The following is a 15,168-nucleotide window of genomic DNA, read 5'->3' as shown; positions in this document are numbered from 1 at the left end:
AGCGACGGGACGGTGATGGCGCCGGGCGGGCACGCAGCCTGTCCGGTGAGCTCAGGACAGTTATGGACTGAACAGTCAGAAACCTAGGCGGTTCTGTGCTGGATTGTCAAGTGTGTCGGACGGTGACCACGGCGGGCGCGGTCACCGGGCCGGGGCCGGCCTTCACCGGGCCCGGCGCCGAGAACCCTCGCGAACAGGCGGGGAAGCCCATTGCCGTCAGCTCGGACGGACGATGTGGTCCTGCGCGGTCATGCAGCCCGTCGTCTTGGTCTCGACGTCGAACACGGGCGTGATGTCCAGCAGCGGGTCGGGGGTGAATCTCGCAGACCTGTGGCCGGTGCGGCTGGAATGGGAACCCCTGGGCGGTGACGAGCGGCCGGGTGCGCGGTGGTGGCCGTGAGCCTGGGTGATCCTGAGCGTCAGCGGGGTGGTCGCCTGTGCCGGTTGTGGTCCCGGTGGTACGGGGGCGTCCGCCACGCGGGGAGCAGGACGTCAGGCTGACGCTCGCGCGGGATGGCGACCGTCGGACCGGTCGCCGATCGTCGACGCCCGGCGGGAATCCGTACCGCCGCCCGCATCCGCGGGGACGGCACCCAGCTCTACGAGGGCACCGCGGCGGAGCGCTGGCACGAATTCCGGCGAGGCCGGCCGTGTCCTTGTCAGTGGTGGCGTGGGCGGGGCAGGAGTGCGAACGCGCTCTCCGCGATCGAGGTGAGGCGGTCGGGGCTGTGGCCGTAGGCGCCCACGACGTCGCTGCCGCGGATGACGGTCAGCAGGAGGTAGGCGAGGTCGTCGGGGTCCGCGTCGGGGTCGATGTCGCCGTTGCGCTGGGCTGCTCGCACGCACTCGGTCACGGCCGTGCGGACCACGGAGAAGCAGTCGTGGGCCAGGCGTTGCACCTCGGGGTCGGAGGCGCCGATCTCCAGGGCCATCTTGGCGGCGAAGCAGGCCGCCCCCGTCCGGTCGGAGGCGGGGGGTACGTCGGGGGCGAGCGGCACCCCGTGGACGGCGCGGAGCAGGTAGGCGTGCAGTCGTTCCAGGGCACCCTCGTCCGGTCCGGCGAGCATCTTGGGCGGACCCTGCCCCATCCGGGCGAAGTAGCTGGTCATCGCCTGCATCAGCACGCCGTGCTTGTCGTCGAACGCGCCGTAGAGGCTGCCGCGGCCCAGGCCGGTCGCGGCGCTGATGTCGTCGACGCTGGTGCCGTTGTAGCCCGAGGTGCGGAACTGCCGCTCGGCGGCATGCAGGACGTGGTCGCGGTCGAAACTTCGTGGTCTGGCCATGCATCGAAGGTACGACCGACCCACCCTTCTTGACAACCCAGTACAGAACCATCTAGGTTTCTTACCGTTCAGTCCACAACGGTCCTGAGCTCACCGGACAGGCGTTTGGTCCGGGCTTGCAGGATCGTGGGGACCGTGTCGACCTGAGCCCAGGCGACCCCGCGCAGGGCACGACGAAGTCGTTCCCGCAACCGAAGGAACCACCATGCAGACAGCTTCCCCAGTGGCCCTTGTGACGGGTGCCTCTTCCGGGATCGGGCGGGCGGCGGCGCTCGCCCTCGTGGGCGCCGGCTTCGCGGTGGTCGGCACGAGCCGCAACGCGGCGAAGGCCAAGCCGATCGCCGGGGTGACGTTCCTCGATCTCGACGTGGCCAGCGACAAGTCGGTCCGTTCCCTGGTCAGGGAGGTGATCGAGCGGTTCGGCCGGATCGATGTCCTGGTCAACAACGCAGGCGTGGGCGCGGTCGGCGCGGGCGAGGAGAGCTCGATCGACCAGGCCAAGGAGGTCTTCGACGTCAATGTCTTCGGCCTGATGCGGATGACGAACGCGGTGCTGCCCCACATGCGCGCCCAGCGCCGTGGCCGCGTGATCAACGTCTCCTCGATGCTCGGTCGGATCCCAGCCCCCTTCATGGCCGTCTACGCCGCCACCAAGCATGCGGTCGAGGGCTACGCCGAGTCCGTCGACCACGAGCTTCGTGAGCACGGCGTGCGGATGCTGCTGGTCGAGCCGACCTACACGCGCACGGGTTTCGAGGCGAGCAGCATGGCACCCGACTCGCCCGTGCCGGTCTACGCCGCGCAGCGGGAGGTCGCCCGTGATGTGCTGGCCACGGCCGTGCGCAGCGCCGATGACCCGGACGTTGTCGCGAAGGTGATCGTCGCGGCCGCCACCGATGCCAAGCCCAAGCTCCGCTACCCCGCCGGCCCGATGGCCAAACGCGTGAGCCTCCTGCGCCGGATCGTGCCCTCGCGCGCCTTCGACAAAGAAATCCGCAAGCTCAACCGACTGGCCGGCTGACCCCGCAGTCGACCCTCACGGCGAGATCACCGGGATGGGCGGAGCGGGGCGGACTCTGACATGGCGTTGTTGCGGACTGCGGACTGCGGACTGCGGGATGGGGCGGATCTCCGCCCGGTGACCAGCGTGCAACCTTCAACTCGGTCGGTCAGAACCGTCAGGTGAACGCTGCTCGTCGATGAAGGTGACCATCAGCCGTTGCGGGGGTCGAGCTCCCCGACGAAGAAAGTTGTAGCCGCCTTCAGAATCGCCGCGTCCTCACGCAGTCGGCGGATCTCCTCGTTCTCTTCGATCGTGACCCCGGGCGCCTCGCCACCGTCGATCTCGGCTTGAGCGCCCCAGCGTCACAACTACTTCTGCCTACCCCGACCTGCTTGGACACCGTCAGCGCTGCTGCGGTATTTGGTCGGGTACTCGGCACGGTGCTACAGCACCAGCCGGACGGCTCGGGCCCTCGGCTTGGGATCCACCTTCTTCGGTATGACATGCATCCTTCCAACTCAGAAAGATGCGGCATCAAGCCGACCGCACTTGACAACTCAGTACAGAACCGCCTAGGTTTCTGACTGTTCAGTACACAACCGTCCTGAGCGCACCGGACAGGCTGCGTGCACGCCTGGCGCCTCTCGGTCCCGTCGCTCTACCTGTACGGGGCCGTAACCCGGCGCAGGGCACTTCCTGCACCTCGAACAGCCCAAGACGGTCGCCGACCACATCCTCGGCTTCCTGAACAGCTGACCCCCCTCCCATCACCCGGAACTCGAAGGGCTGACCGAACCATGACTGACAAGGAAGGGCAGGAGGCCATGGCTGTGGCGACTTCTGCGTACGTGAGTGACGCGCTGGCTGAGGGGACCGTCGACGCGGTGGTGATCGGCGGGGGTGCCGCGGGGCTGAACGGCGCACTGATCCTCGCCCGCTCCCGCCGCTCGGTCGTCGTGATCGACAGCGGCTCCCCGCGCAACGCCCCCGCTCAGGCCGTGCACGGCCTCCTCGCCCTGGACGGCACCCCGCCGTCCGAGATCCTTCGCCGGGGCCGGGAACAGGTGCGCCAGTACGGCGGACGCGTCGTGTCCGGCGAGGTGGTCTCGGCCGAGCCTGCCGCCCCGTCGGCGGACGGGGACCTGCGGTTCACCGTCACCCTGGCCGACGGCCGCCGCATCACCGCCCGCCGCATCCTGGTCGCCACCGGCCTGACGGATGTGCTCCCGGAGGTGCCCGGGCTCGCCGAGCACTGGGGACACAGTGTCGTGCACTGCCCCTACTGCCACGGCTGGGAGGTACGCGACGAGCCCATCGGCATCCTCGCCACCGGCCCCGCCTCCATCAACCACGCGTATCTGTTCCGCCAGCTGACCGCGGACCTGACCTACTTCACCCACGGCACCGACCTGGACGAGGACAGCCGCGCCCGCTTCGCTGCCCGCGGCATCCGCGTCATCGACACCCCGGTCACCGAGGTCGTCAACGACACCGGCGGTGCCCTCGCCGGGGTGCGCCTGGCCGACGGCCAGGTCGTGGCCCGCCGCGTCGTCGCGGTCGCCGCGCCGATGCAGGCCCGCACAAAGGGCCTGGAAGGTCTGGGCCTGGAAGTGCAGGACCTGCCCAAGGGCCGCGGTTTCCCCTCCGGCCCGGCCGGCACCACCGAGGTGCCGGGTGTGTGGGTGGCCGGCAACGCCACCGATCTGGTCGCCCAGGTCGGGGCCTCCGCAGCGGCCGGCGCCCTGGCCGGCGCCGACATCAACAGCACGCTCGCCACCGCGGACACCGACGCGGCCCTCCAGAAGATCACCGAGGCAAGCCCCCAAGCGGCCACACGATGACCTCGAAGCCCTGAGATCACAGCCCGTCACCCACTCGCCTCACCTTTGTCGGCGAGGAGAGTGACCTGTTCCCCCACTTGGAAACTGATCAGTTTCCAGACGGTTTTCGGTCATGCCCAGCGAGCAGGCAGCAGGAGCGTCCCGCCGAGGTCAACGCCACCCTCCTCGACGTCCTCGCCCGCCTCGACGACTCCACATCCTCGGCTTCCTGAGCGGCCGCCCCCCCCACAAGATGAAGGACACGGCAATGTCGGAGCGCAATCCCATGGACAAGAACACGACATCGCGACAGCGGGCTCTGGTGGTCGGCCTCGGGATAAGCGGGATCACCTCCGCGCTGCGACTGCATCGCGCGGGCTGGGACGTGGTGGTGCTGGAGAAGGCCCCCGAGCGGCGCCGCGGCGGATACTTCCTCGCCCTGTTCGGGGCCGGGCTCGCCGCCGCCGAACGGCTGGGCTTCGCCGATGCGGTGTCGAATCGCGTCGCTCCGGAAAGCGTGAGCTACGACATCGACCGCACGGGCCGGCGCCGCCGCGGTGTGGGCTACGCCGATGTGTTCCCCGGGTCTCGACTGACGGTGCGGGGCGACATCGAAGACGCGGCCTTCACCGCCCTGCCCGACGAGGTCGAGATCCGGTACTCGACCGTGCCGATCGCGCTGGACCAGGACCCCGACGGGGTGGACGTCGAGATCCGCGACCTGACGACGGAGACGACGACCGTCGAACGGTTCGACCTGGTGGTCGGGGCGGACGGATTGCGCTCGACGGTGCGCCGGCTTGCGTTCGAGCCCGAGCCGAGCCCGATCCGTCGGCTGAACTACATGATCGCCGTGTACGGCCTGCCCGAGCAGATACCTGGCTACCGCCCACAGGACGGGCTGACCATGGCCGAGGCGGGCCGATCGGTGTGGGTGTTCCCGTTCGCCGACCGTCCGCCGTCGGTGCTGTTCTCCTACCGCACCGACGACGTGGACGCCGAGTTCACCCGGCCGGCCATCGACTCGCTGCGCGCCGCCTACGGCCCCGAGCCCACCGGCTCCACGCTCGGTTGGCTGCTCGACCAGTTCGAGAAGGCCCCGGACCACCTGTTCGACTCCACCGAGCAGGTGCACCTCGACCACTGGTACCGCGGCCGAGTCGTGCTCGTCGGCGACGCCGCGTGGTGCCTGACCCTTTACTCCGGCATGGGGGCATCCGCCGGCCTGGCCGGGGCGGACCTGCTCGGCACCATGCTGGAACGCCACCCGCACGACGTGCCACGAGCGCTGCAGGACTGGGAGGACCACCTGCGCCCGTTCATCGACTACCACCTCGGCAGCGGTGTGAGCCAGCGCGGTTTCCTCACCCCGGGCAACCGCGCCGAGTTGCTGCTTCGGTCCGTGATGATCCGCCTCGGCCGGCTGCCGATCGCCGGCCGGCTGCTCGCCAAGACGAGGGCCAAGAGTACGCGGATGAAAAGTCTGGATATCGCCGCCGCGGCGTGAGTGGAGTTCCTCGTATACGAGCGGGAGAACGAGGCCGTCTGGGCCCGAAACTTCGTCGAACGAATGCTCGGGCGCAGGTCGCGGGGATGGCCGGGAGGGTCATGTACCGGAGAACAGGCTGTTGTCCGGTGCATGGGGGTTCACCCGCGCTGCTTGCTCCACGCGTCGTAGCAGCCGCGGTCGACGAGCCTGGTCCGGTCTGCGTCGAGGGTGGCGACTACCGTGGTCTGGCTGCGGGTGCCGCACCGGCTGCACGCGATCCCGGTCTTGCGGTCGAGACGTCAAGTTCTCCACCCTGTTGACCGACGCCGTCATCTTCCACACCACCTTGGGCAAGATGAGCGTGCTGCGCCAGCTCGCCGCCGAGGGCTGGGAGATCAAACCGGAGGATCTGGCCGCGCCGGCGCCGTACCAGACGATGCGGATCAACCGGTTCGGCGTCTACGCCACCGACAAGATCACCATCACCCCGGACAGGAACGGGTCGCCGTTGACCGGCGGCGCCCGGCGGACCGCGCCGTGGACCACCTCGGGCAGTGGGTCGCGCCGGTCGTCCGGGCTGATTGCCACTGCCGCGGCGACCCTTCTTGACAACCCAGTACAGAACCATCTAGGTTTCTTACTGTTCAGTCCACAACGGTCCTGCGGTCACCGGACAGGCTTGGTCCGGGCTTGCAGGCCCGCGACGCCGCGAAGGCGGCTTGGACGTTGAACTCATGACGTTCAGGGCGTCGTACGCGGCTCGGCGCAAGAACGAGCCAGCCGATGAAGGCTGCTTCAGAACCAATGCTTCGCAGGACCGCATGGCCGCGGTCAGTACGGACAACACCGCACCGGAAGGCACGAGATCCCATGATTGCTGCTGACGAGACGTTCGACGGCACGTGGCCGTACCCTGCCCGTTTCAACGAGGCGGCCGGCTTCCGCCAGCACTACGTCGACGAGGGCCCCGAACAGCCCGGTCAGGCGATCGTCATGCTGCATGGCGAGCCCACCTGGGGCTACGAGTGGCGCCACCTGATCGGGCCGCTGTCACGCCACCACCGCGTGATCGTCCCCGACCACATGGGCTTCGGCAAGAGCGAGACCCCGCAGGACCGCACGTACGACGCGAGCGAACACATCCTCAATCTCGAATCGTTGCTCGTCGACACGCTCGACCTCACGGACATCACCCTGGTGGTCCGTGACTGGGGCGGCCCCATCGGCACCGGGTTCGCATTGCGTAATCCCGGCCGGATCTCCCGGATCTTCGCGGTGAACACCGTGCTGCCGCTCGCCGAGGGCATCGAGGATCTGATGAAGGCCAACGGCGCCGAGAGCCGGTGGTTCCAGTGGGCCCACTCGGCGCTCGCGGACGGTTCGTTCGAGCAGATCCTCGGAAACGCGGGTCACACCATCGCCCAGCTGATGATCGACCTACAGCATGTCGCCCGACCGGAGATCGCCACGCCGACCTGGATCCGCGCCTACTCCAGCCCCTTCCCCACCCCCGCCGAGTCCCGCGGTGTCATCGCCTTCCCCCGGCAGGTCCTGGAGGGCCCGCAGGGCCCCCCGCCCGGCCCGCCGCCCATGGAAGCCGTCGCCGCGCTGCGAGCCGTACCGGCGATGCTGGCCGTCGGGATGCGCGACACCGCACTGCTGCCCCAGTACGTGATCCCGTCGTTCAAGCTCAGCTACCCCGACGCACCCGTGGTCGAGATCCCCGGTGCCGGCCACTTCCCGACCGAGGACGCTCCAGAGACGCTGCTGGCACTGCTCGAACTGTTCCTGCAGACGACGCCCGCGCGCACCTGAACCCTCCACGTCGAACGGGCGGCTGCGCGCGTGCGGAATCGGCCGTTCACCGTGCGGCAGGTTGTGGCTACGAAGCCACGCCGCCGCCGGGACGACGGTGCCCGGCCACGACTCTCCGTCGTCGACGGCGTTCCCCCGTCCTCCGGCTACACCTCACCCCAACACCTCCGGTTTTCAGTCATGCCCGGCAAGCAGGCAGCAGGAGCGTCGCGTAGAGGTCAACGCCACCCCCCTCGACGTCCTCGCCCGCCTCGACGACTCCACATCCTCGGCTTCCTGAACGGCCGACCCACCCCCCCCACAAGATGAAGGACACAACAATGACGGAACGCAATCCCATTCTGATCACCGGCGCCGGCGGCCAAGTCGGTGGCGTGAGCAGGCTGATGATCGACATGCTGCTCGAACAGGGCCACCCGGTGCGCGCGTTCGTGCGACGGGACGACGAACGCGCGCAGTCGCTGCGCGAGGCCGGGGCCGAGGTCTTCGTCGGCGACCTGCTCAAACTCGCGGACGCGGCCGCCGCGCTGAAGGGTGTCAAGCGCATCTACTTCAGCATGACCCCGCAGCCGTACTACGTCGATGCCCTCACCGTGATGGCCGCGGCGGCGCGAGCCCAGGGCGACATCGAGGCCTTCGTGCACCTGTCCAACTACGAGCAGTCGTACATGACGCTCGAGAAGATGACCGCACCGGATGAGGAGCGGCATTCCTGGCTCGGCGGAGTGGTCACGGACTGGTCACCGCAGCAGCGGGCGCACTGGGTCTGCGAGCGAGTGCTGGACTGGTCCGGCCTGCCGACCATCAACGTGCGTCCGACCCTGTTCGCCGAGAACCCCCACCTGACCTGGATGCAACAGGGCCCGCTGAGCAACGGTGAACTGCGCCTGCCCTTCGGCAAGCAGCGGCTCGCGCCCATCGCCGTTCACGACGTGGCAGAGGTGTGCGTGAAGGTGCTGGTCGACCCCGCACCGCACATCTCGAAGTCCTACGCGCTCACCGGCCCGGAGCTGAAGGACATGTACGGGTTCGCCGAGGACTACGCAGCCGTGCTGGGACGCGAGGTCACCTACATCCCCGAGGAAGTGGAGGCCTGGAACGAGGCCTTCCTTGACGAGACCGTCCTGCAGGAGGCCCTGGGCGATCCGGGTGCGGCCCGGCACGTGGCGGCGCACCTGAGGATCCAGACCAGGCTGATCGCCAGCGGGCGGTACGACGCCCTCTCCGACCAACTGGAAACCCTGCTCGGGCACCCGCCGCGGACCGTGCGGTGGGCGCTGGAGAACAATACGCGCCTGCGCGAACTGGCGGGTGCTCCGAACGACTGAGCGCTCCGGAGCAGAACACGAGGTGGGGCGGGCCCCCGTATCACGCCCCAGCGGCCGCTCGGGCGTGATACGGGGGCGCCTCGGCTCGGCCTGATAAAATGAGAGGTCATCCGTCCGTCCTTTGTTGCTGCGAGGTTCTCCGTGAGCAAGCCCGTGGCCCGCGAGCCGCTGCGCCGTAATTCGCGGTCCAACCGGGCGCGCATCCTGGCCACGGCCAGGGAGGAGCTGGGGCGGAACCCCGATGTCACGCTGGAGGAGCTGGCGCGGGCCGCCGGGGTCGTCCGGCGCACCCTCTTCGGGCACTTCCCGGGGCGGGCGGCGCTGCTGGAGGCGCTCGCCGAGGAAGCCGCCGAGACGTTTCGGAACGCGATGGAGGCCGGGCCGGAGCCGGGGGAGTCGGCCGAGCGGGCGTTGGCGTGGTTCGTACTCCGGCTGTGGCGGGTGGGCGACCGCTACCGCATGCTGGTGGCGCTCACCCGGCGGGACCTCGGCTCCGAGCGCTTCGCCGAGGTGCTCGCGCCGGCCCGGGAGGCCGTCATCGGGATCCTGGAGCGCGGGCAGCGGGACGGCGTCTTCCACTCCCATCTGTCGCCGCCCGTGCAGAGCGCAGGTCTGATGGCGTTGATCGTGGCTCTGGTGGAGTCCGTCAACACCGGCGCGCTGGAAGACGACGGGCACCGGATCGCCACGGCCACCCTCATCGCGGCCGGCGTGCCGGAGGATCGGGCGAGCGCGGTGGTCGAGGAGGTTGCGTCGGCGATGGCTACGGCTCCTCCGGCCGACGGCACCTGATTTCTCTCCGGCCGACCCGTTCGACGAGGTGTCCCGGGCGTCGTCGGAGGCCGTCGGGGATGTTCCGCGGCGCGATCGGCTTCTCACCGGCCTCGGGCAGGGCGACGCGGCCCGCGACCTTGAAGTCCTTGAGGGGTCCGGTCGGAACCGTAGCCCCGGGTCAGTTCCAGGCCCAGGGCGTCGGGCAGGTCCGCGTACGACGGGAAGACGGTCGCCTCCGCCGAGCGGGCCCAGGCCTCGCTGCCGTCGTCCGACTTCGTCAACCCGTCGATCCGCAGGGCGAGTTCCGTCACCGGCAGCGGGTTCGTGCGCGTACGAGAACTCGCACCCCTGGTCACGGTCGTGGTCGGGGCGGTACCTCGGCCCTCCTCCAAAGGGCTTCAGGGAACGGGGAGTTGGGGGCGGACATGTGTGAGTGCGAGTGGGGTACGGGCACGGGGTTTCAGGCGGGACTCGGGGGCGACCCGGACTTCCGTACCTGATCGACCTTCGCGGCGGCGGTGTCCGGGGCGACTCCGGCGGCGATGAGGGCGGCGGTGGCGGCGCCGGTGCCGTCGTCGGACCACGGGCCGCAGTCTGCGCAGTCGAGCAGGGCCAGCAGTTGGGCCTCGATGGCTCGGCCGAGCGGGTCGGGCGGGACGGTGGTCTGGAAGACGCCCTGTCGGCGGCCGTGGGCGAAGACCCTGGCGGCCATGTCGCGGGCGGGGGTCAGCAGTTCGTCGACGCGTGCGTGTGCGAGGTCATGGCCGCGGGCCAGCCGGATGAGGGCGCGGTAGCGGTCGCCGACGGGCCACACCATGAGGACGAATCGCGCCAGGTCCGCGACGGCGTCGGGGGTCGGGGCCGGGGCACCCGCGACGGCGCGCCGGATCGCCTCCGCGGCCTCGGCGGCCAGGCCCTCGACGAGCGCGGCCCGGCCGGCGAAGTGGACGTACACGGTGCGCCGGGCCACACCGGCGGCACCGGCGATGTCCTCCAGGCTGGTGTCGGGGTCGCGGGTCAGTTCCCGCCGAGCCGCGTCGAGGATCCGGGCACGGGTGGCCCGCGCGTCCCGACGCTGCGCCGAAGTCGGCGAGGGGGAGGAAGTCGAAGTCGGAGCAGGAGGGGGCGGCGTCTCGTGGGGCCGGGCCGGAGACCGTCTGGGCCTAGTCGTCGGTGTTCGTGCTGGTCGGCTGGTCACATCGGTACCTCGAGGGCGGGTGCTAGGAGGGAGTCATCGCGATAGTTGCACATCTAGGGGCAATAAACTAGTGTGCACATCGATGGGCAATTAAGAGCTTCCGCTCGTCCGCCCCGTCCCCCTCTCAGGAGCTACTGATGCCCTTCCTTGCAAATACCCCCGTGGAGAAGATGCCCGGTCCGTACGCGCGGCGCTGGTGGGCGCTGCTGGTGCTGTGTCTGAGCCTGCTGATCACGGTGATGGCGAACACGTCGCTGATCGTCGCCGCCCCCGACATGACCACCGACCTGGGCCTGAGCAGCAGTGATCTGCAGTGGGTCGTCGACTCCTACACCGTTCCGTACGCGGCGCTGATGCTGGTGCTGGGCGCGATCGGCGACAAGTACAGCCGGCGTGGCGCGCTGGTCACCGGTCTGCTGATCTTCGCCGCCGGTTCGGTGATGGGGAGCATGGTCGACGAGACCTCGCTGGTCATCGTGGCCCGCGCGATCATGGGTATCGGTGCCGCGGTCGTGATGCCGGCCACGCTGTCCCTCGTGGTCGCGACCTTCCCCCGGAGCGAGCGGGCCAAGGCCATCACCGCCTGGGCCGCGACCTCCGGGGTGGCGGTGGCCGTCGGCCCGCTCGTCTCCGGCTGGCTGCTCGAGGACCACGCCTGGGGCTCGACCTTCCTGATCAACGTGCCGATCGCCCTCCTCGGCGTGTTCGGCGCGCTCGCCCTGGTACCGCCGTCCAAGGCGCAGGGCATGGGCCGGATCGACTACGTCGGTGGTCTGCTGTCGATCGTCACCGTCGGCTCCCTGATCTACGCCGCCATCGAGGGCCCGCACTCCGGCTGGGGCATCGGCCCCGTCACCGGCGCCGTGGTCGCCGGTGTCGGTCTGGTCGCTTTCGTCGCCTGGGAGCTGCGGCACCCGCAACCGATGCTGGACGTCCGCAAGTTCGCGCTGCGGCCCTTCAGCGGCTCGATGCTCGCGGTGCTGTTCTTCTTCTTCGGCATGTTCGCCGTGATCTACTACGTGACGCAGTTCCTGCAGTTCGTCCTCGGCTACGGCTCCCTGGACACGGGTGTACGGCTGCTGCCGCTGGCCGGTGCGGTGTTCCTCGGGTCCGCGCTGACCGGGATGCTCACCCCGAAGCTGGGCGTGAAGCCGATGGTGGTGACCGGCTTGGCCATCGGCACGGCGGGCATGTTCCTGCTCACCCAGATCGACAAGGGCTCGACGTACGGGGACCTCCTCCCCCCGATGATGATGCTGGGCCTCGCCCTCGGACTGGCCATCTCCCCGGCGACCGACACGATCATGGGCTCCTTCCCCGAGTCCGAGCTGGGCGTCGGCGGCGGTGCCAACGACACCGCGCTGGAGCTGGGCGGGGCGCTGGGCATCGCGGTGCTGGGCTCGCTGCTGGGCACGGCCTACCGGGACGAGCTGACCGACCTGGTGGGCAACCGGCTCCCGGCGGAGGCGATGGAGACCGCCAAGGACTCGGTCGGCGCCGGCCTGGCCGTCGCCGAGCGGGTCGGGCAGGATCCCTCCGCCGGGCCCCAGCAGGCCCAGGCCGCCGTGGACGCCGTCCACCAGGCCTTCGCCCACGGCGTCGCCCAGACCAGCCTCATCGGCGGGATCATCATGGCCGCCGGAACACTGATCGTCCTCGCCATCCTGCCGGGCCGACGCGGCTTCGCCAAGCACAACGCCGAGCCGGGGGCCGGGACGACAGCGAACGAGACGGCGACTGTGCGGGAGCACACCGGGGCCACCCGCTAGATCACCGGCGGCGGCCGGGAGCCCGGCGGCGCAAGACGCGCAGGGCACGGGCGCGGTCCACGGCCAGCGGGTCTCCTGCCGGAACACCTCACCGTCCTCGGCCTCCGGGCCGCCCCGGAGGAGAGCCCGGGGCGGCCCGGAGTTGCATGACTTCTGCTGCTGGTGCGTCAGTTCCTCGTCGGGGCCCGAAGCTGGAACCGCTGCTGCTGTCTGTTGACGAGCAGGCGGTGTTGGAGTGGGGGACGCGGTGGGCGTCGTCGGCTCAGGCGTTGGCCGTCACGTTCGAAGATGAAGCTGGAGCCGCTGATGTAGACGAAGAGCGGCGCCGGGGAGAAGCCGAGCATCAGGGTGTTGCTAAGAAAGGCCCGGTGGCGCGCGACGCGGCCCACGCGCGGAACATTCCGTGCGGCCCGCCGGGGTGCCGGGGCTCCGGCGGCAGCGTCTCCGGCGCTATGACGATCACCCCGGCGGCGAGCAGCATGCCGATCACGCCCAGTGACCCTCGTCTTCTCGCCCTGCTCGTCATGGGCGTGGCAGCCAACGCCGAGCGCCTCGTCGCGGCGGCGGAGGCACACGCGCCGGCCCGGACAGCCGCAGAGCGGCTCTCGTCGACCGACTCTGCCGCGACCGGCTCCCAACGCCCCGGCGTGAGCGACCTGGCCGAGCTGATCCAGCAGTCGGCCTCGGCGCTCGGGCGAGACGTGCCGCTCAAGACCGGGGCGGAGATCGGTGGAAAAGACTGACAAGGGCCGAGAAGGACCGAGGCGCATAACCGCATCTGACCTGGTGAAACGGTCAGAATTAGCATTGACCGACAAGGGTCGCCAAGATCCTCAAAAGGACTCATAATCCGTCGGCCGTGGGTTCGCGTCCCCACTCCCTTTAGTGGCTCCACCGCCGGGAGTGTCTTTTTTCTTGGGTCTGTCCCGTAGTCGGTGGTGACGGTAGGTGACCGTGATTGTTGGCGCCTCGTGCGAGACGTCAACTCTCTTGTAGCCACAGTGTTTTCGGGTCTGTCCGCAGTGACGATCGAGGATGTGGCCGACGATGTCGATGGCCTGCTGGTTACTGCTCGGACGCGGAGCGATCCGGTGCCGTGGCCGATGTGCGGGACGCCGACGGCGAGGGTTCACGGCTATCACCGTCTGACGGTGGCGGATTTGCCAGTGGACGGCCGCCGGGTCGTCGTCCGACTGCGGGTACGGCGCCTGCTCTGCCCATTACTGGGATGTCCGAGGCAGACCTTCCGCGAGCAGATCCCCGGACTGCTGGAACGCCATCAGCGTCGAACGATGCGGCTGACACACCAAATATCCCAGGTGGCACGGGAGTTATGCGGTCGCGCCACCGCTCGTCTCACTCGGACCCTGGCCGCTCCGGTGTCCCGGAGCACAGCTCTGCGTCTGCTCCGGCGTCTTCCGGTTCCACGTCAGACGGTCCCCGGAGTGATCGGTGTCTACGACTTTGCGCTGCGTCGCCGGCACCGTTACGCCACGATCGTCATCGATGCCGAGTCCGGCAGACGCGTCGCCGTGCTGCCCGACCGTGAGGCCGCGACGCTGGAAACGTGGCTACGCGAGCGTCCGGGCATCGAGGTCGTCTGTCGGGATGGATCCGCCGCCTACGCCGAGGCCATCCGCCGCGCTCTGCCCGACGCGGTGCAGATCAGCGACCGCTGGCATCTATGGCGCAACCTCTGCGACAAAGTCCTGCTCGAGGTTCGCGCGCATACCGCCTGCTGGGCCACCATCAACCCGCCCCGCCCCGGCGGAGTACGCGAGCAGACCACTCGTGAACGCTGGAACAAGATCCACGCCCTGCTCGGCCAGGGTGTCGGCCTGCTCGACCGCGCCCGCCGCCTGAACCTGGCCCTGAACACCGTCAAACGCTACGCCCGCATACCCGAACCCACCACACTGCGCATCGCCCCGATCTACCGGCCCACCCTCGTCGACCCCTATCGCGAACACCTACGCGCCCGCCGTGCCGCCGATCCGACTGTCCCGCTCACCCACCTCCTGCAAGAGATCCGCGAGCAGGGCTACCGAGGCAGCGCCAATCTGTTGATCCGCTACCTCAACCAGGGCCGCGCCGACGGCGATCGTCCTGTCACCACCGCACGCCACGCCACCCGCCTCATCCTCACCAATCCCAAGCATCTGCGGCCCAAGGACACCGCGCTCCTGGAGAAAGTCACCGCGGCCTGCCCGGAAATGACAGAACTCGCCACACTCGTGGGCCGCTTCGCAGCCCTGCTCAAGCCCGCAGCAGGCAACGATCGCCTCCTCACCGAGTGGATCACTGCCACCCGGGCCGCCGCCCTACCTCACCTGCGCGGATTCGCCCACGGCCTTGAACTCGACCGAGCTGCAGTGAACGCCGGCCTGACCCTTCCGTTTCACAACGGCCGCACTGAAGGCGTCAACACCCACACCAAACGGATCATGCGGCAGATGCACGGACGCGCCGGCTTCGGCCTCCTCCGCCACCGCATCCTGCTCGCATAACACGCAATGTCACCACCGACTACGGGACAGACCCAGCTTTAGGACAGTCCCCCCTATGACCTGCGCCACGCGGGGATCTCATTCTGGATGGCCTCTGGAGTTGACCCGGCCGATTGCGCACGAAGGGCAGGACAGAGCATCCAGGTGCTCTTCCGGTACTACGCCAAGTTCCTCGCTGAAGC

Annotated in this window: 13 protein-coding genes and 1 pseudogene; 10 read left to right on the top strand and 4 right to left on the bottom strand. The window is 69.3% G+C overall.

Annotation, left to right across the window (positions count from 1 at the left end):
* Nucleotides 1-659: 659 nt before the first annotated feature.
* Nucleotides 660-1,283, bottom strand: coding sequence for a TetR/AcrR family transcriptional regulator (locus ABKA17_RS40505; RefSeq protein ID WP_353697412.1), 624 nt, complete (start codon nt 1,281-1,283; stop codon nt 660-662).
* A 205-nt stretch (nt 1,284-1,488) separates the two neighbouring features.
* Between ABKA17_RS40505 and ABKA17_RS40500 the strand changes: the two genes are divergently transcribed.
* A complete protein-coding gene (locus ABKA17_RS40500) occupies nt 1,489-2,304 on the top strand; it encodes an oxidoreductase (RefSeq protein ID WP_353697411.1) in 816 nt (271 codons plus the stop codon).
* A 162-nt stretch (nt 2,305-2,466) separates the two neighbouring features.
* Here ABKA17_RS40500 and ABKA17_RS48000 read toward each other — a convergent pair.
* Nucleotides 2,467-2,786 (bottom strand): annotated as a pseudogene (locus ABKA17_RS48000) (IS3-like element ISPfr13 family transposase); the annotation flags it as partial.
* Between the two features lie 324 nt (nt 2,787-3,110).
* Here ABKA17_RS48000 and ABKA17_RS40495 point away from each other — a divergent pair.
* The 6 genes from ABKA17_RS40495 to ABKA17_RS40470 all read left to right on the top strand — a co-directional run bounded on the left by ABKA17_RS40495 (nt 3,111) and on the right by ABKA17_RS40470 (nt 9,530).
* Nucleotides 3,111-4,127 (top strand): NAD(P)/FAD-dependent oxidoreductase, encoded by a 1,017-nt coding sequence (locus tag ABKA17_RS40495; protein ID WP_353697479.1) that lies wholly within the window; start codon nt 3,111-3,113, stop codon nt 4,125-4,127.
* Nucleotides 4,128-4,374: 247 nt separating this feature from the next.
* Nucleotides 4,375-5,613, top strand: a complete 1,239-nt coding sequence (locus tag ABKA17_RS40490) for an FAD-dependent monooxygenase (protein WP_353697410.1) — start codon at nt 4,375-4,377, stop codon at nt 5,611-5,613.
* 121 nt (nt 5,614-5,734) lie between these two features.
* Nucleotides 5,735-6,325, top strand: a complete 591-nt coding sequence (locus ABKA17_RS40485; RefSeq protein ID WP_502994526.1) for a Tn3 family transposase — start codon at nt 5,735-5,737, stop codon at nt 6,323-6,325.
* 140 nt (nt 6,326-6,465) lie between these two features.
* On the top strand, nt 6,466-7,410 hold the full coding sequence (locus ABKA17_RS40480) for an alpha/beta fold hydrolase (protein WP_353697408.1): 945 nt from the start codon (nt 6,466-6,468) through the stop codon (nt 7,408-7,410).
* Nucleotides 7,411-7,730: 320 nt separating this feature from the next.
* Nucleotides 7,731-8,738, top strand: a complete 1,008-nt coding sequence (locus ABKA17_RS40475; protein ID WP_353697407.1) for an NAD(P)H-binding protein — start codon at nt 7,731-7,733, stop codon at nt 8,736-8,738.
* Nucleotides 8,739-8,879: 141 nt separating this feature from the next.
* Nucleotides 8,880-9,530 (top strand): TetR/AcrR family transcriptional regulator, encoded by a 651-nt coding sequence (locus tag ABKA17_RS40470; protein WP_353697406.1) that lies wholly within the window; start codon nt 8,880-8,882, stop codon nt 9,528-9,530.
* An 83-nt stretch (nt 9,531-9,613) separates the two neighbouring features.
* Here ABKA17_RS40470 and ABKA17_RS40465 read toward each other — a convergent pair whose 3' ends face one another.
* Both ABKA17_RS40465 and ABKA17_RS40460 read right to left on the bottom strand, forming a co-directional pair.
* Nucleotides 9,614-9,823 (bottom strand): hypothetical protein, encoded by a 210-nt coding sequence (locus ABKA17_RS40465; protein ID WP_353697405.1) that lies wholly within the window; start codon nt 9,821-9,823, stop codon nt 9,614-9,616.
* Nucleotides 9,824-9,972: 149 nt separating this feature from the next.
* The gene (locus ABKA17_RS40460; protein WP_353697404.1) at nt 9,973-10,710 is read right to left on the bottom strand and encodes a TetR/AcrR family transcriptional regulator; all 738 of its coding nucleotides are present in this window, start codon (nt 10,708-10,710) and stop codon (nt 9,973-9,975) included.
* 137 nt (nt 10,711-10,847) lie between these two features.
* Between ABKA17_RS40460 and ABKA17_RS40455 the strand changes: the two genes are divergently transcribed.
* The 3 genes from ABKA17_RS40455 (at nt 10,848) to ABKA17_RS40445 (ending at nt 14,986) form a co-directional block, all read left to right on the top strand.
* Nucleotides 10,848-12,479 (top strand): MFS transporter, encoded by a 1,632-nt coding sequence (locus ABKA17_RS40455; protein ID WP_353697403.1) that lies wholly within the window; start codon nt 10,848-10,850, stop codon nt 12,477-12,479.
* A gap of 452 nt (nt 12,480-12,931) precedes the next feature.
* Entirely contained in the window at nt 12,932-13,222 is a 291-nt protein-coding gene (locus ABKA17_RS40450) for a hypothetical protein (protein ID WP_353697402.1), read from the top strand.
* Between the two features lie 228 nt (nt 13,223-13,450).
* Nucleotides 13,451-14,986, top strand: coding sequence for an ISL3 family transposase (locus ABKA17_RS40445; RefSeq protein ID WP_502994525.1), 1,536 nt, complete (start codon nt 13,451-13,453; stop codon nt 14,984-14,986).
* Nucleotides 14,987-15,168: the final 182 nt, after the last annotated feature.

The organism is Streptomyces sp. RG80, from assembly GCF_040446465.1.
In the GTDB taxonomy this organism is placed as follows: Bacteria; Actinomycetota; Actinomycetes; order Streptomycetales; family Streptomycetaceae; genus Streptomyces.
Note: the sequence above shows the minus strand (reverse complement) of the source record. Positions and strands in the feature narration are given on the sequence as shown.